The sequence below is a fragment of the Pantoea sp. B566 genome (assembly GCF_024793925.1).
GTDB classification, from domain to species: Bacteria; Pseudomonadota; Gammaproteobacteria; order Enterobacterales; family Enterobacteriaceae; genus Pantoea; species Pantoea ananatis.
The window spans coordinates 1,130,164-1,147,319 of record NZ_JANUQL010000003.1 but is presented as its reverse complement, the minus strand read 5'-3'; the positions used below and the strand labels follow the sequence as shown (position 1 = coordinate 1,147,319).

Sequence of the window (17,156 nt, the reverse complement as noted above, 5' to 3'; positions counted from 1 at the left end):
TTGCATTTCAAATTTCACAAGAAGAGGTGGTTGCTTATTGACCTTTTGTTAACCATATAAATAATATTTCATATCGATTTTGGTTTTTTAAATAAAAAAATATCGTTTATTTTTAGATGCAAGGCTTAAAATAAGTGAAAACTATTGAAGCAATTCAGGTTTATAAAAGTGATGATGAGTTACAAAACCTTCTAAATGCTTGGATTAATGCCATCATACGTTATACCTCAACTAATGAGTATGATAACCCATGGTGGTATAATGAAAGGGCTTCGCTAAGTGTTTTAGCTGGTGCCGCATGGACGCTGAAAAATTGGCTCGCTTTGGAAGAGTTTTCTACGATGAAGCGTTACCGCACTCTTGTACCTGGGGTTGATAGCGGGTCTCTGCGCCATGGTCGTTGTGATTTGTTTGTTCAGTCCCCAAACAGTAGTTTTGCAATTGAAGCAAAGCAAACTGTGCAGTCTATTGGGTCTCGTTCCGATGGCAATACTTATATTGCTCGTGCGATGCGAAGGGCTTGGGAGGATTCTGGATACTTGAGTAAAAAGGAAGCGTATCGTCGATTTGCTGTAACATTTATTGTTCCCTATATACCAGTAAATGAAGTTCTTAACGAAGAGGTTGGTGATAATGAGGTATGTCCTGTAAAAGTAGAGAAAGCTGTCAACGATTGGTTAAGCAGCCATCATATTTTTTCTGAGAACCCTGTGAAAAATGCTAACTATGCTTATGTTTTCCCTAAATTAGGTAATAAGAATTACTCGCTTAATAGGAAGCACTATCCTGGTATAATTGTTTTTTTTGAAGAACGCTTCCGTGCACATCGTCAAAAAAATTCAAACGATCAGTAATTCTTCTGAGTCTTTATCTTGCATGATGTAAGATGCTTTTATTTTAACACTAATATATAAAATATTAGTGTTTTTAACAATACACTGAATTTTAACTGCTTGGTATTAAATATGTTTTAAGGAGTGTTGTTTCAATAGAACACATAAAGTGATAATGAAATATGATGCTAATCAGAATGTTCGAATCATTAGGGTTATCCCCATTTTAACCCAAGTGATTTTAGAAATTAATACATGGCTTTTTAGAAAGTTTTTATGGCGTTAGCGTTCTCACCCTACAGGCTATCCAGATAGTCAGCCCACCATTGCAAAATGAGTTTCGCTCTTCTAAACATTCTGGTTTATGGATGTAAGTTTCCCAAACGCTATTTCGCTCTTGATGGCTTATTTGTTTCTCTACGGCGTCTCTTAACTTCAGCAGATTCAATTTTTAACTTGCCGTATTCTGCTGCTGTTCTTTCTATAGAACTCATGCCGCGAGCTGTAAACTCTCACCCGAATCCTATTGTGATAATGTTTACATGATAGCTTTTCATGCAAATGGGTTAGTTGGACATAATTAATAGAATAGACGAATTTGAGGCTTTTATATCACCGCTATTCTATCCGAATCGGTTTAGTTTAAACATCTCTAATGAGAATAGTAATAAAGTGGTGGAATAAATAAATCCTGGTTTTATCAATAAGGTGGTGTTTAGAGGGTTAATAGAGTTGCCAAGGTAATGAAGCGTGAATACTAAATAAACAGCAAGCGCTGCAGAGCCTAAAATAGGGCCTATGTCGGCGGTATCGTTTGATTGAAGAGTCTCATTGAATTTATTGATTAACTTTTCAATTGTAAGGAATATTAAACACGCGATTACCATTCCAGCAAGTAATTTTGATATATTCGTTGTCGAAGGTTCTTGTAATGCTGTTGTTTTTTGAAAAATTGAGCATGTCGATAACCCTCCAAAAACGTAGAGTATTGGGCGTGTACTAAATTTTTCCAAAATTTTTATAAAAGTATCCATGATATTTTTCTTCCTAAACTCGATTTTAGCTAATAACTTTCATAATTAATTATTTCTTTAATATTCAAAAAGAGCTGTGACGCTTAGGCACCCGCTTGCCGCAAAATCAACATGCTTTCCCCACCAAGCCATCATTTCTTTTCGTTGATCAAGATACTGAGAACGGTTGTAAGCTCTCCTGACCTCATTGGTATCAATGTGAGCGAGTGCAGCTTCAATGACGTCAGGTTGAAATCCCTTCTCGTTGAGAACAGTTGAAGCTATGGATCTCATACCATGCGCTACAAGGATATCTTTGAAGCCCATGCGCTTTAACGCCATGTTTGCTGTCTGACTGTTCATTGGTTCAAGAGGGTTACGGTAACCGGGAAAAACGTGTTGTCTGTGCTGGCTGATTGGCTTCATAACTTCTAGCACAGCAAGAGCCTGCTCAGACAGCGGTACAATATGCATACGTTTCATCTTCATGCGACCAGCAGGAATGTGCCATTCCTTTGTCTCGAAGTTGATCTCATCCCAGCGTGTCATCGCAGCTTCTGCCGGTCGTGTCATTGTAAGGAGCTGCCATTCGATAAGACAGCGCGTCTGTCTGCCAATGCTCGCAAATGCGAGCTTCTTCATAAGCAGAGGTAGCTGTTCAGGTAAGAGGGCGGGGCGATGTTTTACTTTTGGCTTATGGAACGTCTTACCGATTTTTGCCGCTGGGTTTGAAGTGACTAAGCCAGAGTTCAAAGCGTAATCCATAACCTCATTAATACGCTGACTCAACCTTTTAACAGTTTCGAGTCTGCCTGCAGCATGAGTTGGGCTAAGGGATCCAATAAACTGTTGGGCTGTAATGCTGGAAATAGGCATAGAGCCAATATGTGGGAACACATATTTACTCATTGAACGCCAGATATCGTTAAGAGTGTGAGTTGTTAATCCTGCTGCCTCTTTGGTCTTAAACCACTCAGCTGCAACTTTTTCAAACGTACTTTCACTCACACTCTTCTGACGAAGTTGCTCTGCTTTTTTGTGCTCTTGAGGGTCGACGTCTTTGCTGAGAAGAGCGCGGGCTGATTCACGATTTTGGCGGGCTTCAGAAAGCGAAACGGAAGGGTATGAACCAAAGCTAATCATGGCCCGTTTACGAGTGAAGGGTTTGTAATAACGAAACCGCCAGAGTTTTGAGCCTCCGGGAGTAACCTGCAGTTCCAGACCATCCCCGTCATAAAGAACCAATGCTCGCCCAGCAGCTTTGGCGTTCTTCACTTCGGTATTGTTTAAGGGCTTGGTCTGTCTTGCCATGGGCAGTCTCCATTCTGTTCCTCGGAAGGCTTAGGCATATCAAAAGGCAGTCTTAAAAACGTATGCCCATGGGTATGCCTAAATCAGGTGGATTCCACTGTATCAATCAGGATTTCACTAGACAACAGAAAAACAGCAGGTTTCAACAACCTACTGTTTAAACTGTTTTTTATGGTTCTCTCTGGACTTCACCAGACAAAACGTTGGGATAATTTGGTCGGCACGAGAGGATTTGAACCTCCGACCCCTGACACCCCATGACAGTGCGCTACCAGGCTGCGCTACGTGCCGAACTTTGGAAAGCTAGTCTACTGATTCTCTGCACGAATGCAAGCGATCAGGCAACTAACTGCCTCATTATTAATCAGTTAGCGATAAAACGTTTCTCTTCTGTGAGCACCTGCAACAAGAGCGCGAGTTCCGGTTTGTGATCTTTCAGTACATTTCCACTGGCGTCGTAAGCACGGTAGCTGCCGTTATTGTTCAGCACCAACGTGATTTTAGGCGTGGTAATGACCAGCTTATTATCTTCGCTACTGGTGACCCAGTCATGACGACGCTGAGCAGCAAACAGATCTTCGCCTTGAGCATAGTTGACCGGATTAGTGCGCACATGCAGCAGGCGCTGCATCAGGGTCACCATCACGTCCTGATGATCGGAAAGCCGAGTCACCGTCTGCGCGGGCGTGTCCGGCCAGTGAATAACCAGTGGCACCTGCAAGGTCTGGCGATTGCCTTCGTTGTCCGGATTGCCATCCAGCGCCACACCATGCTGAGCGGTAATGACCACCACGGTGTTTTTCAGTAAGTCACGTTGTTGCAGTGTGGTAAGGATGGCCTGAATCTGTTCATTGAGGGCAGGAGCCTGCCGCATATAGCTTCGCTGACGTGCTTTGTCGTTATCACCGCTTACCGTTGGGCCGTTCAGCGCCACCCAGGAGAACCAGGGCGTACCATCGCCTTTTTGGGCACTCAGCCAGCTTTGCCATTGTGAAACGGTGCTGGCATTGGGCTGCTCCTCGCTGGGGGGCAGAGAGTAGTCGGACAGCAGCGCCTGACGATATAGCGGCTGACTAAAACCCTCTGACGAGAACAGGCCAAACTGATAGCCCTGGGTGCTCAGTGCAGTAAGCAGGGCAGACGGCGTCCGCTGTGCCAGAACACCGTTCATATAACTCGGGGAGATGCCGTAGAACAGGCCAAACAGGCCTTTTTCTGCGTTGTCCCCGGCGCTGAAATGCTGGGTAAAGCGCACGTTCTGGCTGGCAAACTGGTTCAACGCCGGCAGGGCGTTATCGGCACTGGCATTGTTCAGACCATCCACCGTAATGACCAACAGGTTATCGCGTGAGCCTTTGTCCGCAAAGGTGATATCGCTGAGCGGATACTGCACTGCCGCAGCCTCAGGATCGCCTTGCTGCACCAGACGGCGCTGATATTCCTGCGCATCCAGCAAGCCGTGACGCTCAAGAAAGCGACGGGCGGTCATCGGATAAGAAAGGGGCAGATTCGCACGTTGCATCGTGATCGGGCGATAAAAATTAGCGTCCGCCCAGATATACATCAAATGACTGGCAAAAAAGGCGCTGATAAAAAGGGCGGCCAGCGGCTTACCAAACGAACGGCGGTTTAGGCTACGCAGCTTCTGCCAGCTCCAGGTGGCAAACAGAATCTCCACCAGAAAAATGAGCGGCACGCCGATAAACATCAGCTGCCAGTCGCGCGCCATCTCACTTTGATCGGGGTTAATCACCAGTTCCCACACCACCGGATTAAGGTGTAAATGGAAACGGTTAAAGACGGCGCTGTCGACCATCAGCAGTGTCAAACCGGCGGTCGCGACCACCGTCGAAATCACCCGCATCAGACGTTGCGACATCACCACAAACGTCAGCGGGAAGATAATCAGCAGATAAACGGCAAATACAATAAAGCTGAAGTGACCAATCCAGCTGCTGTACGCATAAATGCGCCCAGCCAGTGAAGCAGGCCAGTCGGCAACCAACAGATAGCGGCTACCCAGAATGAGCGCGAAAAAGATATTGAACAGGGCAAACCAGTGTCCCCAGCTAATCATCTGGGAGACTTTTTCGCGGTAGCGCTGTCGGTTGGTTACCATAGTTTGACGTCAGATTAGCGAATTAATGGGCGCTGTCGTCTACCGACGCCTGCAGGGCATCAGCAAAAGAACGGGCCAGAGAGCGGCGTTGCGCGGGAGCAACATCGCTGTTGATCAGATTGGTTACCATGTTCCCCAGTACCATCAGGGAAAGGTCGGTTGGCGCCTGGTCTTTTTGCAAAACCTGCGCCATTTCCGCGAGGAGTTGTTCAACGCGTTGGTCGCTGTAACGGGATGATTGTGGCATAGCGAAAACTTATCTCGTCTCAAAAGGCGATATAGTACCGGAACAGCGCACTTTTTTCCGCAAATTTATCGAAAGCGCGGTGTTCGGGTTGTGCATGGAGTTGAAAGCTGCTGCTGGCGGTGTTTGAATACGCGCCTGTGCTATTAGGAGAGTTTACCATGAGTCTGGATATCGACCAGATTGCCTTGCACCAGTTAATCAAACGTGATGAAAATCAGTTAGAGCTGGTGCTTCGTGATTCGTTACTGCCGGCCACCAATACCGTCGAGGCGATGGTGGAAGAGCTGCACCGTGTATACAGTGCAAAAAGTAAAGCTTACGGGCTGTTTAATGCTGAAAGCGAACTGGCAGATGCACTGCGCAACTGCCGCAAGGGTAACGATGATTTTCTCGCTTTTAGCCGGGCTGCTACCGGACGCCTGCGTGATGAACTGGCAAAATATCCTTTCGCCGAAGGCGGCGTAGTGCTGTTTATCCAGTACCGCTATCTGGCGGTAGAATACTTGCTGGTGGCGGTGTTAAACAGCCAGTCGAGTATGCGCGTCAACGAACAGATGGATATCAGCAGTACCCACTATCTGGATATCAATCACGCCGATATTGTGGCACGAATCGATCTTACCGAGTGGGAAACCAGCCCTGAATCGACGCGCTACCTCACCTTCCTGCGTGGACGGGTAGGGCGAAAAGTTTCTGATTTCTTCATGGATTTTCTGGGGGCGGAAGTCGGACTGGATGCCAAGGCGCAGAACCGGGGGCTGTTACAGGCGGTAGATGACTATTGTGACGAGTCGAATCTGGATAAGAATGAACGACAAAACTACCGTCAGCAGGTTTACAGCTACTGTAATGAACAGCTTCAGGCTGGGGAAGAGATCGCGCTGAAAGCGTTATCAGGTGAGCTGCCGCCACTGGGTGAAAAGACGTTTGAAGCCTTTACTCAGGAGCAGGGCTATGACTTGGAAGAGCATTTCCCGGCAGATCGCAGTACGTTACGTCAGTTAACCAAGTTTGCCGGTAGCGGTGGGGGGCTGACCCTGAACTTCGATGCCCTGTTGCTTGGCGAGCGCATTTTCTGGGATCCGGTCACCGATACGCTGACCATCAAAGGAACACCGCCTAACCTGCGTGAGCAGCTGCAACGCCGCACCAGCAGTAAATAAGCATCTGCCCGATCCGGCGTTCTGGCGGATAACAGGCAAAATAAAAGGGCCGGTTTCGCAACCGGCCCTTCTACTTTCAACGCATTCGGCGATTAAGCGCGAACGAAGTCGATGTGGTGCAGTTTTGGCTTGAACGGATGACGCTGAACAGCCTGCACTTTAACTTTGGTTTCTTTACCGTCAACCACCAGAGTCAGCACTTCTTCGTAGAAGCCTGGCTTGGTTTGCAGGTTCATCACCTGGTCGTGGTCGAGGTCGATAGCAACAGCGGCTTCTGAACCACCATAAATGATGGCCGGGAAGCGGTTTGCTGCGCGCAGGCGGCGGCTCGCACCCTTACCCTGCTCTTTACGTTCTACTGCATTGATAGTGAACATTAATACGTCTCTTTATGATTTCTGCTACAGGCGACCCAGTAACAGAAGGGTTATTCAACACCGCTTATGCACATGCAAAAGCGGGCGGCATTATAGCGGTAATCCCCTACAGGGGCAAACGCTAATAAGGCTTAGCGCAGTTCGTTAGCGCGGCGAAAGCGCCCCTGGTAGTCAAACAGCTTTTCGCGAATCTGCCAGAACTGGCCTTTGGCACGGGCCACCACAAAATCGGGATGGCGCAGAAGAGGCTGCAGGGCCAGCACATCGGCGGCGGTTTGCCAGCCCAGCGGCACGCCGGGCGCGCGCTGATGCGGGCGCATAAACAGGTGCTCAAACGCCTTGCGCTGTGCGGGCGTTTGCAGACGAAACCGCTCACTGACGCTGGTGCCGTCTTCATCGAAATAGGTGGCTTTCAACCATTCGCCTTTGTCGTCGCGGCCCTGTTCCAGCGTCATGCCGCCGCAGCGCAGAACGCGCGCATCTTTCAGCTTCAGCGCGGCTTTAAGCATATCGTCAGGATCGACCAGAATCTTGTCGCATTCGCGGCAGCGGCGCGCGGCGATGTCGTTTTCCGCGTTGCACGCCGGGCAGTTCTTAAACCGAAAGCGGTAGTCACACTGCTCGCGCCCGCCGTCGTCGTCTTCCAGTACGCCCTGACAACGTCGGCCAAAGTGCTCAATCACCATGCCATCGCTCGTGGCCTTGCCCCAGAAGGTATTGGCGAAGCCGCAGGCCGGGCAAAATACCTGCACGGGCTGATTGTCACTTTTCCCTTTCGGTGCGCCCACTTCAGGCGTAAACAGATCGTGAGGATTACCGGCATAGTCCAGAATCAGGCAGTCTTTTTTGCCGGGCGACAGGCGCAGACCGCGCCCGACAATCTGTTGATACAGGCTGACTGACTCGGTAGGGCGCAGGATCGCGATCAGATCCACATGCGGCGCATCGAAGCCGGTGGTTAGCACCGCAACGTTGACCAGAAACTTAAGCTGCTGGGCTTTAAACGCCGCGATTAGCGCATCCCGATCTTTCGCGTGAGTTTCTGCCGACACCAGCGCGCTGTTTTCAGGCAGCAGGCCCAAAATTTCGCGCGCGTGTTCGACGGTGGCGGCAAAAATCATCACGCCGTGGCGATCCTCGGCAAATTCCACAATCTGCTGGATAATATGGGGCGTCACCCGCTGCTGCTGTTTGAGTTCCCGATTCAGGTCGGCTTCGTTGAACAGACCATTTGCCTGAGCGGTGAGGCGGCTGAAATCATACTGAACCACCGGCATATCCAGCCGTTCCGGCGGCACCAGAAACTGATGCTTGATCATATAGCGCAGGGGCAGTTCATAGATGCAGTCGCGAAACAGGGCCTGCTCGTCGCCCCGAACCATACCGTGATAATGAAAACGGTAGATCCAGCCTTTGCCCAGGCGAAACGGTGTTGCGGTCAGGCCGAGCAGACGCAACTGAGGATTATGCTGGCGCAGGTGATTGAAAATTTGCTGATACTGGCTCGCTTTGTCATCACCAATGCGGTGGCACTCATCAACAATCACCAGCGAAAAGGCGCGGTCAAACAGGCTGAGATTACGTGCAACAGACTGGACGCTACCGAACACGACTTTCCGCTGGCTTTCTTTGCGCTGCAATCCTGCCGCAAAGATGTCAGCCTCAAGTCCGTAAGCCTGATACTTGCTGTGATTTTGCGCCACCAGCTCTTTAACGTGCGCCAGCACCAGCACCCGACCTCGAGCCAGGCGCGCCAGCTCGGCGATCACCAGGCTTTTTCCGGCCCCGGTGGGCAGAACGATCACGGCAGGTTCAGGATGACGACGGAAGTGGGCGAGGGTGGCATCGACCGCTTCCTGTTGATAAGGGCGTAAGGTAAAAGACATGCTGTTCACTTTTGTAAAACCTGCCGCAATTATGCCACGAATCCACAATAAACGCGCTGTCAGCGAGGCGCAGATCAGGCTATACTTCCCCTACTTTTTCAACGGTTAAAAATGCCGTTTTAGTTTCCCTCCGCAGTAACAGGCAAAACGAATTCATGCGACTCGACAAATTCATCTCTCAGCAACTGGAAATCAGCCGTGCCATCGCCGCACGTGAAATCCGTGGTCAACGTGTTACCGTTAACGGTGATGTGGTGCGCGACACCGCTTTCAAACTCCAGCCCGATCATGAGGTTGAGTATGACGGCAATGTATTGCAGATGCAGACCGGGCCGCGCTACTTTATGCTGAACAAACCTCAGGGCTATGTCTGCTCAACGGACGATCCCGATCATCCCACCATCGTCTATTTCATTGAAGAACCGATGGCGTTTAAGCTGCATGCCGCAGGTCGGCTGGATATTGATACCACCGGTTTAGTCCTGCTGACGGACGACGGTCAGTGGTCACATCGCATTACCTCACCGCGCCACCATTGTGAGAAAACTTATCGGGTAACGCTGGAAGCGCCGGTGAGCGATGACACGGCCGCACAGTTCAGCGCCGGGGTGCAGCTGCATAATGAAAAAAGCCTGACTAAACCCGCTCAGCTTGAGGTCATCACCCCCACGGAAGTGCTGCTGACCTTGAGCGAAGGCCGCTATCACCAGGTCAAACGCATGTTTGCAGCCGTGGGTAACCGGGTCGTTGGCCTGCACCGCGAGCGCATTGGTGAGATTGTGCTGGACGAGGCGCTGGAACCGGGTGAATACCGCCCGTTAACGGAAGAAGAGATAGCCAGCATTGGCTTACCGGATGAACTTAAACAAAAATAGCGAGAAACCTGGTGCGTAAGGAAAAGAATTCGCCAATGGGGCTGGTCGTCATCCTCGGCCTGTTAGCGATGTTGATGCCGCTGTCGATAGATATGTATCTGCCTGCAATGCCACAAATTGCGCGCCAGTTTGCCGTGTCCGCCGGTAGCGTTCAGATGACGCTCAATCTTTATATCCTGGGTTTTGCCATCGGTCAGTTGATCTACGGTCCGCTCGCCGACAGCTATGGCCGCAAGCCGGTGATTACGCTCGGCACCCTGATATTTGCCTGCGCAGCGGCAGCCTGCGCACTTTCGCAGTCGATTGAACAACTGATTGCGATGCGTTTTTTACACGGTCTGGCGGCAGCGGCGGCCAGCGTCGTGATCAATGCGTTGATGCGTGACAGTTACTCGAAAGAAGACTTCTCACGCATGATGTCGTTCGTCATGTTGATTACCACCATCGCACCGCTGCTGGCGCCCATCATCGGCGGCTGGCTGCTGTTAGTCTGGAGCTGGCACGCCATTTTCTGGACGCTGTCGATAGCGGCGGTTATCACCACTGTGCTGGTGGCAACCCAGATTCGCGAAACCCTTAAACCTGAGCAGCGACAGCGCTTTCACCTGCGCACCACGCTAGGTAACTTCGTTATCCTGTTTCGCCACAAGCGCGCGTTCAGCTATATGTTATCGAGCGGATTCTCGTTTGCGGGGCTGTTTACCTTTCTCAACGCTGGCCCCTTTGTTTACATCGAACTGAATCACATTTCACCGCAGAGTTTTGGCTACTACTTCGGTCTGAATATTGTGTTTTTGTTCATCATGACGCTGATTAACAGCCGGGCAGTGCGCCGTTTTGGCCCCGTGGTCCTGTTTCGCTTCGGATTGTTGGTGCAGTTTGCTATGGGCATCTGGCTGTTGATCGTCAGCGCTTTCGATCTGGGGTTCCTGCCGCTGGTATTAGGCATTGCAATGTTCATCGGCTGCGTGTCGATGGTGTCGTCAAATGCTATGGCGGTTATCCTTGATGAGTTTCCGCATATGGCCGGTACGGCCTCTTCTCTGGCGGGCACCTTGCGTTTTGGCGTGGGTGCGCTGGCGGGGGCGCTGCTCTCCCTGTTCAGCTTCAACAGTGCCTGGCCCATGGTGGGAACCATTGCACTGTGCGCGACAATCTCCGTTTCGTTATTTCTCTACGCCTCACGTCCGCGTACCGTCGCTCGCTAAGCGGGCGTCTGCCATCCTCTTTTTCCGCTTAGTCAAAAATGTTTCTTATTTGTGAAAAAAAATAGCAAATAAAGTAATCGTATTGGGACTAAAATGATTGTTAGTTATCATTAAACGCGGTACATATAGCCCAAAGTGAGATTTAACTCGCAAATTTGCTCTACCGGGCGATTGCGGATCGGCGCGTTAAGCAGACTTTACCCACTCTGCAGGCTGACATCATTGGTTGTGAATTGCGCTTCATTCTCTGGAGATAGGGATCATTATGTTGCAACTTTCGGTTGTGCATCGCCTGCCGCAGCGGTTTCGCTGGATTAGCGATCGTCATGCCGTGATTGAAACCGACGATGCGGGCTCAGAAGAGCATGACGTTATTGCGCTCCGGCTGATAAGCCATGATGGTGTTCCGGCATGGGAGATTCTGCGGGAACTGAAAGACATGCTGGCCGCCATTCAGGTTGACGGCAAAATCGCCGAGTGCGAAGGGCAGCCCTGCCTTTTTATCCGCCGTTGTGATGAGAGCGCCACGAACTGCTGCCTGAAAAATCAGGGCGTGGCGATTGCGGAAACCTTCATCGGTCACTGAGCGAAACGGAGCCGAGCAGCTCGCGGGTATAAGCCTGTGCAGGTGTGGCAAAGAGTGTCTCACAGTCGCCTTGTTCAACGACCTCGCCCTGACGCAGTACGATGAGCTGATGGCAGAGCGAGCGCACCACTTCCAAATCGTGACTGATAAACAGATAACTCAGCTGACGCTGCTGCTGTAATCCCCGTAGCAGCGTCAGAATCTGTTTTTGTACGGAGCGGTCGAGTGAGGAGGTTGGCTCATCCAGTATCAGCAGCTCCGGTTCAAGAATCAGGGCGCGCGCAATAGCGATTCGCTGACGCTGACCGCCGGAAAACGCAGTTGGATAGCGATGGCGGCTTTCCGCGTCCAGCCCGACCTCGGTCATGACCGCTTTAACCCGTTCGTCCTGTTGTGCGGCACTCAGGTGTGGATAATGCACAGCCAGACCTTCGGCAACGATCTGCTGAACCGTCATTCGGGGATTCAGCGCAGAATTAGGATCCTGAAAAACGACCTGAATGCGGCGACGCAGCGGCAACAGCGCTTTTCTCGACAGCTGATGCAGCGGCTGATTGTCAAACCAGACCTCCCCCTGAGCGGCAATAAGACGCAACAACGCCATACCGGTGGTGCTTTTTCCTGAGCCTGACTCGCCTACCAACCCCAGACTTTCGCCTCGTTTCAGGCTAAAGCTAAGATTCTCTACTGCAATTTTTTCGCCTGTTTTACGTTTAAACAGGCCCTGACGCAGGGGAAAACTGACGCGCAGGTTGTCCACCTTAAGAATAACCGGCGTATCCGCAGGGAGCGGCACGGCACGACCTTCCGGATCGGCCGCCAGCAACTGTTTCGTGTAGGCGTGCTGAGGCTGTGTTAGCAGGCGCTGGCCGGCGTTATGCTCAACCACCCGACCAGAGCGCATCACGCTGACGCTGTCTGCCAGTTGGCGAACAATCTTCAGGTTATGGGTAATAAACAGCATGCCCATATTCAGTTCCTGTTGCAGTTCGCGCAGCAGGCCAAGGATCTGCGCCTGAACGGTGACATCAAGCGCGGTGGTCGGTTCATCGGCAATCAGCAGCCTCGGCTGGGTCAGCAGGGCCATCGCGATCATCACACGCTGGCGCTCGCCCCCGGAGAGCTGATGTGGAAAAGCGTTCAGGCGGGAGGCCGGCTGGCGAATACCCACGCGATCGAGGCAGCGCAGGATTTCCGCTCGCGCGGGCTCGCGTCGCATGCCGCGATGTAGAGAAAGCACTTCATATAGCTGCTTTTCAATACTGTGCAAAGGGTTGAGTGACACCATGGGTTCCTGAAAAATCATCGCCATCTGATTACCCCGCAGGCCGCGGAGTCGTTGCGCCGACGCCTTGAGCAGGTCTTCGCCTGCCAGCAGAATTTCGCCCTGAGGATAGGCGACGGCGGACGCGTGCAGCAGCCGCATGATCGACAGGGCGGTAACGCTTTTTCCGGAACCGGATTCGCCCACCAGGGCCAGGGTTTCTCCTGCCTCTATACGCAGCGAGACATCGTCCACCACCTGATACAGCTGTTTGCCCTGACGAAAGGCGACGGAGAGATGGTTAACAGCAAGCAGCGGGGTGCTCATTCAGACTCCTTTACTGGGATCAAAGGCGTCGCGCACGGCTTCGCCAATGAAAATGAGCAGCGACAGCAGAATCGCCAGCGTAAAAAAGCCCGATAAACCCAGCCAGGGGGCCTGCAGGTTATTTTTCCCCTGCAGCAGCAGCTCTCCCAGAGAGGGAGAGCCGATGGGCAGACCAAACCCGAGAAAATCGAGCGAGGTTAAGGTGGTGATAGAGCCACACAGGATAAAAGGCAGAAAGGTCAGGGTTGCCACCATGGCGTTGGGCAGGATATGACGCAGCATAATACGTCCGTCACTGACGCCCAGCGCCTGCGCGGCCCGAATATAGTCAAAGTTACGGGTACGCAGAAACTCGGCACGTACGACGCTGACCAAACTCATCCAGCCAAACAGCACGGTAACCAGCAGCAGCCACCAGAAGCTGGGCTGAATCACGCTGGAAAGTAAGATCAGCAAAAACAGCGAGGGCATCCCGGACCAGACCTCAATCAGGCGTTGACCTATCAGGTCCACCTTGCCGCCAAAGTAGCCTTGTATGGCACCGATGACGATCCCAATCACGCTGGAAAACAGCGTCAGCAGCACCCCAAACAGGAGTGAAATGCGCAGACCATATAACAGACGCGCCATAACATCGCCGCCGTTGGCATCCGTGCCCAGCCAGTTCTGCCGGGAGGGCGGCGAAGGGAAGGGCACCTGAGAAGCGAAATTAATACTGTTGGCACCGAAACGGATGGGTGCCCAAAGCGCCCAGCCGTGATTTTCAATGCGCTGTTGCAACCAGGGATCCTGATAATCCGCTGCCGTGGCAAACGGGCCACCATAATCGCTTTCGCTATAGTTAAAAAACAGCGGAGCGTACCAGCGCTGCTGATAATGCACCAGCAGCGGTTTATCATTGGCAATGAATTCCGCGCACAGGGAAAGCATAAAGACAGACAGAAAAATCCACAGCGACCAGTAGCCACGGCGGTGATGACGAAAGCGCTGCCAGCGCTGCTGATTCAAGGGAGAAAGACGCATCACCGGCCCTCAAAATCAATACGGGGATCCACCAGGGTATAGGTCAAATCACTCAGGATATTCATCAGCAAACCTATCAGGGTGAAAATATACAGGGTGCCAAACATCACGGGATAATCGCGCTGGATCGTCGCATCAAAACCCAGCAGGCCCAGGCCATTAAGAGAGAACATCACCTCAATCAATACCGAACTGGTAAAAAACATGCTGATAAAGGTGGCGGGAAAGCTGGCGATCACCAGCAGCATCGCGTTGCGAAACACATGATGGTAGAGAATGCGCCGCTCTGAGAGGCCTTTAGCCCGGGCGGTGACCACATACTGTTTGCGAATCTCATCCAGAAATGCATTTTTGGTCAGCATAGTTAAGGTGGCAAAACCGCCAATCACCGTCGCCAGTACCGGTAGCGCAATGTGCCAGAGATAATCGGTTACCCTGGCGTACCAGGGCAGCGAATCAAACTGTGGAGACGTCAGACCGCGCAGGGGAAACCAGTCAAAATAGCTGCCGCCGGCAAACAGAACAATCAACATAATGCCAAACAGAAACGCCGGAATGGAGTAGCCAATAATGATGAAGGTGCTGCTCCAGACATCAAAGGTACTGCCGTTACGCACCGCCTTTCTAATGCCCAGCGGGATGGAGACCAGGTAGATAATTAAGGTACTCCACAGGCCAAGGCTGACAGAGACGGGCAGGCTCTGTTTGATTAACTGCAATACGGAAGCACTGCGAAACAGGCTGTCGCCAAAGTCAAAGCGCAGATAGTTCCACAGCATGGTGAGATAGCGCTCCCCGATAGGTTTATCGAAGCCGTAACGTCGCTCAATTTCTGCGATGACCTCCGGGTCCAGGCCGCGCGCGCCGCGGTATTGATTATCCCCTGGCGTGACGCGATGCAGGCTGGCCTGGGTGCCACCGCCTTCACCGCTGCCCGCACCAGGCAGCCCGCTGGTCTGGCCAAACTGGATATTCGCCAGCGCCTGATCGACCGGGCCGCCTGGCGCAATTTGTACAATAAAAAAGTTGAGCGTAATGATGGCCCACAAGGTAGGAATAATCAGTAACAGTCTACGTAAAAAGTAACTTGCCAACCTGCCTCTCCTCAGCGTTTGTCGGCCGGCAGTCGCCCGGCTTTATTCACGTCATACCACCAGTTATCCAGACCTGTGCTGTAGGCAGGTTTAACCGCAGGATGGGAAAATTTGTCCCAAAAGGCAAGTCGCTGCTCGGCGTTGTACCACATCGGGATCATATACGCATTCCACAGTAAAATACGGTCCAGCGCCCGGCCCAACGGCAGCAAGGCGTCCGCATCGTCCTGATGGGCGATGATCTGTTTCACAACGCTATCGACAACGGGGTCCTTGACCCTGGCCGTGTTCCAGGAGGACTGAATATAGTCCGATTGCCAGTTGGCCTGCAGACTGCGTGAGGGGGTTGGCATCGCATGATAAATATTACTGACCATATCATAATCACCGCTGCGCAGGCGGCGCAGGTACTGCGAGCTGTCAATCTGGCGTAGCGTTAACGTGATACCCAGCCGCGCCAGATTATGTTGATAAGGAAGCGCCCATTCACTGTTTGCGCCTGCGGGCAGCAGCAGCTCTGCGCTAAAGGGCTGCCCGGTTTTATCATTAATCAGGCGCTGATTCCTGATGTGCCAGCCCGCCTTATTCAGCAGGGACATTGCCTTGAGCAGGTTGGTGCGATCGTAGCCGCTGCCGTCAGTTTGTGGCGGCACATAGGTTTCACTGAAGACTTCAGGCGGTAACTGTGCTGCGAACGGCGTCAGAATGCGCAGCTGCGCGGCATCGGGCAGGCCCCGTGCGGCATAGTGGGTATTCTGAAAATAGCTGTCTGTGCGCTTAAAAGCCTGATAGAAAAGCGTTTTATTCATCCATTCAAAATCGAAAGCCAGCGCCATCGCCTGCCGGACCCGACGATCGCTAAACAGGGCTTTTTCATTATTCAGCGCCAGCCAGCGCGTATCAATTGAGGCGGTATTCGGTGTGGTTTCTTTCACGATCTGTCGATCGTCGAAATGACGCCCCAGATACTGCGTGGCCCATTTCTTTGCCGACGTCTCTTCCCGCAGATCAAAGGCCCCGGCTTTGAATGCCTCAAATGCCACGTTGTCGTCCAGGTAATAGTCGTAACGCATTACATCAAAATTGAACCGGCCACGGTTAACCGGCAAATCCGCCGCCCAGTAATCGTTTACGCGACTGAATTCAATAAACTGGCCCAGCTTCCACTTACTGATGCGATAAGGCCCACTCGACAAGGGGGGCTGGCTGAGCGGCTCGTTAAATTTTCTCGTCTGCCAAAAGGTTTGGGAGATCACCGGTAGCGTCAGCAATCCCAGCATCAGGTCTTTATCCGGGGCCGGTAACCTAATACGCACGGTCTGGCGGTTGAGGGCGGTGACCGTGACGCCGCGATAAAATATCCGAAACTGCGGAACCCCTTCAGTCATAAACTTTTGGAAGGTAAAGGCCACATCCTCCGCCGTAATGGGTGAACCATCCTGGAACCGGGCGCGGGGATTAAGGGTAACGTCCATCCAGCTGAAATCCACGGGATGACGAGCAGATTCCGCAATGAGGGGGTAATAACTGCTGGTTTCATCGTCCGACGTCGTGAATAAGCTGTCATACAGGGGCCCGGTACCGGCACCGGGATTGCCACGTGAGGCATAGCGGTTGAAATTGTCGTAAGTGCCAATGACGGACAAGACGATCTTGCCGCCCTTGGGCGCGGCAGGATTCACATAGTCGTAGTGACTGAAGTCTTGCGCATACTTTGGCGTTCCAACCTGAGCAAACGCGTAGCTGGTCTGAACCGGGGAAGCGTGCAGCGGAAGGGTAAGCAAGCTACACAGCAGCAGAAGGGCGAAGCGGAGCTGCATAAGGGATGTT

General features: G+C 51.9%; 15 protein-coding genes, 1 tRNA gene and 1 pseudogene. 5 read left to right on the top strand and 12 right to left on the bottom strand.

Features of this window, described 5'->3' with window-relative positions; genetic code table 11:
- Positions 1-134 precede the first annotated feature (134 nt).
- A complete protein-coding gene (locus tag NYE92_RS07045; RefSeq protein WP_259018778.1) occupies positions 135-854 on the top strand; it encodes a hypothetical protein in 720 nt (239 codons plus the stop codon).
- 275 nt (positions 855-1,129) lie between these two features.
- On the opposite strand, the pseudogene NYE92_RS07040 reads toward NYE92_RS07045, so the two are convergent.
- From NYE92_RS07040 to NYE92_RS07015, 6 genes and pseudogenes are all read right to left on the bottom strand, one after another.
- Positions 1,130-1,263, bottom strand: a pseudogene (locus NYE92_RS07040) (integrase); the annotation flags it as partial.
- Positions 1,264-1,456: 193 nt separating this feature from the next.
- Positions 1,457-1,867, bottom strand: a complete 411-nt coding sequence (locus tag NYE92_RS07035; RefSeq protein WP_089528695.1) for a hypothetical protein — start codon at positions 1,865-1,867, stop codon at positions 1,457-1,459.
- Positions 1,868-1,924: 57 nt separating this feature from the next.
- Positions 1,925-3,157 carry an integrase domain-containing protein gene (locus NYE92_RS07030; protein WP_089528696.1) on the bottom strand — a complete coding sequence of 411 codons (1,233 nt, stop codon included), beginning with the start codon at positions 3,155-3,157 and terminating at the stop codon, positions 1,925-1,927.
- A 214-nt stretch (positions 3,158-3,371) separates the two neighbouring features.
- A tRNA-Pro gene (locus NYE92_RS07025) sits at positions 3,372-3,448 on the bottom strand.
- Positions 3,449-3,521: 73 nt separating this feature from the next.
- Positions 3,522-5,276: an LPS biosynthesis-modulating metalloenzyme YejM gene (yejM, locus tag NYE92_RS07020; RefSeq protein ID WP_028715364.1), complete on the bottom strand. Its 1,755-nt coding sequence runs from the start codon at positions 5,274-5,276 to the stop codon at positions 3,522-3,524.
- Positions 5,277-5,298: 22 nt separating this feature from the next.
- On the bottom strand, positions 5,299-5,523 hold the full coding sequence (locus tag NYE92_RS07015; protein ID WP_013026459.1) for a YejL family protein: 225 nt from the start codon (positions 5,521-5,523) through the stop codon (positions 5,299-5,301).
- Between the two features lie 158 nt (positions 5,524-5,681).
- Here NYE92_RS07015 and yejK point away from each other — a divergent pair, with 158 nt between their 5' ends.
- Positions 5,682-6,686, top strand: a complete 1,005-nt coding sequence (gene yejK / locus NYE92_RS07010; protein ID WP_014594136.1) for a nucleoid-associated protein YejK — start codon at positions 5,682-5,684, stop codon at positions 6,684-6,686.
- A 92-nt stretch (positions 6,687-6,778) separates the two neighbouring features.
- Here yejK and rplY read toward each other — a convergent pair whose 3' ends face one another.
- Positions 6,779-7,063: a 50S ribosomal protein L25 gene (rplY, locus tag NYE92_RS07005; RefSeq protein WP_013026457.1), complete on the bottom strand. Its 285-nt coding sequence runs from the start codon at positions 7,061-7,063 to the stop codon at positions 6,779-6,781.
- Positions 7,064-7,194: 131 nt separating this feature from the next.
- Complete coding sequence (locus NYE92_RS07000; protein WP_028715363.1) at positions 7,195-8,949, bottom strand: DEAD/DEAH box helicase; 1,755 nt, start codon at positions 8,947-8,949, stop codon at positions 7,195-7,197.
- A 155-nt stretch (positions 8,950-9,104) separates the two neighbouring features.
- On the opposite strand from NYE92_RS07000, the gene rsuA reads away from it, so the two are divergent.
- From rsuA to NYE92_RS06985, 3 genes are all read left to right on the top strand, one after another.
- Positions 9,105-9,824, top strand: coding sequence for a 16S rRNA pseudouridine(516) synthase RsuA (gene rsuA, locus NYE92_RS06995; protein ID WP_013026455.1), 720 nt, complete (start codon positions 9,105-9,107; stop codon positions 9,822-9,824).
- 11 nt (positions 9,825-9,835) lie between these two features.
- Positions 9,836-11,032, top strand: coding sequence for a Bcr/CflA family multidrug efflux MFS transporter (locus NYE92_RS06990; protein WP_013026454.1), 1,197 nt, complete (start codon positions 9,836-9,838; stop codon positions 11,030-11,032).
- Positions 11,033-11,297: 265 nt separating this feature from the next.
- The gene (locus NYE92_RS06985) at positions 11,298-11,618 is read left to right on the top strand and encodes a hypothetical protein (RefSeq protein ID WP_013026453.1); all 321 of its coding nucleotides are present in this window, start codon (positions 11,298-11,300) and stop codon (positions 11,616-11,618) included.
- Here the strand turns inward: NYE92_RS06985 and yejF are convergent.
- The 4 genes from yejF to NYE92_RS06965 are packed head-to-tail and all read right to left on the bottom strand — an operon-like array spanning position 11,605 to position 17,146.
- Positions 11,605-13,209, bottom strand: a complete 1,605-nt coding sequence (yejF, locus tag NYE92_RS06980; RefSeq protein WP_064374095.1) for a microcin C ABC transporter ATP-binding protein YejF — start codon at positions 13,207-13,209, stop codon at positions 11,605-11,607. The two genes, NYE92_RS06985 and yejF, sit on opposite strands and share 14 nt — an antisense overlap.
- Positions 13,210-14,232: an ABC transporter permease gene (locus NYE92_RS06975; protein ID WP_014605409.1), complete on the bottom strand. Its 1,023-nt coding sequence runs from the start codon at positions 14,230-14,232 to the stop codon at positions 13,210-13,212.
- Positions 14,232-15,326 carry a microcin C ABC transporter permease YejB gene (locus NYE92_RS06970; protein WP_015699894.1) on the bottom strand — a complete coding sequence of 365 codons (1,095 nt, stop codon included), beginning with the start codon at positions 15,324-15,326 and terminating at the stop codon, positions 14,232-14,234. Before NYE92_RS06970 ends, NYE92_RS06975 begins: the two co-directional genes overlap by 1 nt.
- A gap of 11 nt (positions 15,327-15,337) precedes the next feature.
- On the bottom strand, positions 15,338-17,146 hold the full coding sequence (locus tag NYE92_RS06965; protein WP_028715361.1) for an extracellular solute-binding protein: 1,809 nt from the start codon (positions 17,144-17,146) through the stop codon (positions 15,338-15,340).
- Positions 17,147-17,156 lie beyond the last annotated feature (10 nt).

Bases quoted from the DNA above. Each gene is read 5' to 3' on its own strand.
- NYE92_RS07035 (WP_089528695.1), bottom strand. From the start codon at position 1,867: ATGGATACTTTTATAAAAATTTTGGAAAAATTTAGTACACGCCCAATA.
- yejF (WP_064374095.1), bottom strand. From the start codon at position 13,209: ATGAGCACCCCGCTGCTTGCTGTTAACCATCTCTCCGTCGCCTTTCGT.
- NYE92_RS06985 (WP_013026453.1), top strand. From the start codon at position 11,298: ATGTTGCAACTTTCGGTTGTGCATCGCCTGCCGCAGCGGTTTCGCTGG.
- NYE92_RS07030 (WP_089528696.1), bottom strand. From the start codon at position 3,157: ATGGCAAGACAGACCAAGCCCTTAAACAATACCGAAGTGAAGAACGCC.
- yejM (WP_028715364.1), bottom strand. From the start codon at position 5,276: ATGGTAACCAACCGACAGCGCTACCGCGAAAAAGTCTCCCAGATGATT.
- rplY (WP_013026457.1), bottom strand. From the start codon at position 7,063: ATGTTCACTATCAATGCAGTAGAACGTAAAGAGCAGGGTAAGGGTGCG.
- NYE92_RS07015 (WP_013026459.1), bottom strand. From the start codon at position 5,523: ATGCCACAATCATCCCGTTACAGCGACCAACGCGTTGAACAACTCCTC.
- NYE92_RS07000 (WP_028715363.1), bottom strand. From the start codon at position 8,949: ATGTCTTTTACCTTACGCCCTTATCAACAGGAAGCGGTCGATGCCACC.
- yejK (WP_014594136.1), top strand. From the start codon at position 5,682: ATGAGTCTGGATATCGACCAGATTGCCTTGCACCAGTTAATCAAACGT.
- rsuA (WP_013026455.1), top strand. From the start codon at position 9,105: ATGCGACTCGACAAATTCATCTCTCAGCAACTGGAAATCAGCCGTGCC.
- NYE92_RS06975 (WP_014605409.1), bottom strand. From the start codon at position 14,232: ATGCGTCTTTCTCCCTTGAATCAGCAGCGCTGGCAGCGCTTTCGTCAT.
- NYE92_RS06965 (WP_028715361.1), bottom strand. From the start codon at position 17,146: ATGCAGCTCCGCTTCGCCCTTCTGCTGCTGTGTAGCTTGCTTACCCTT.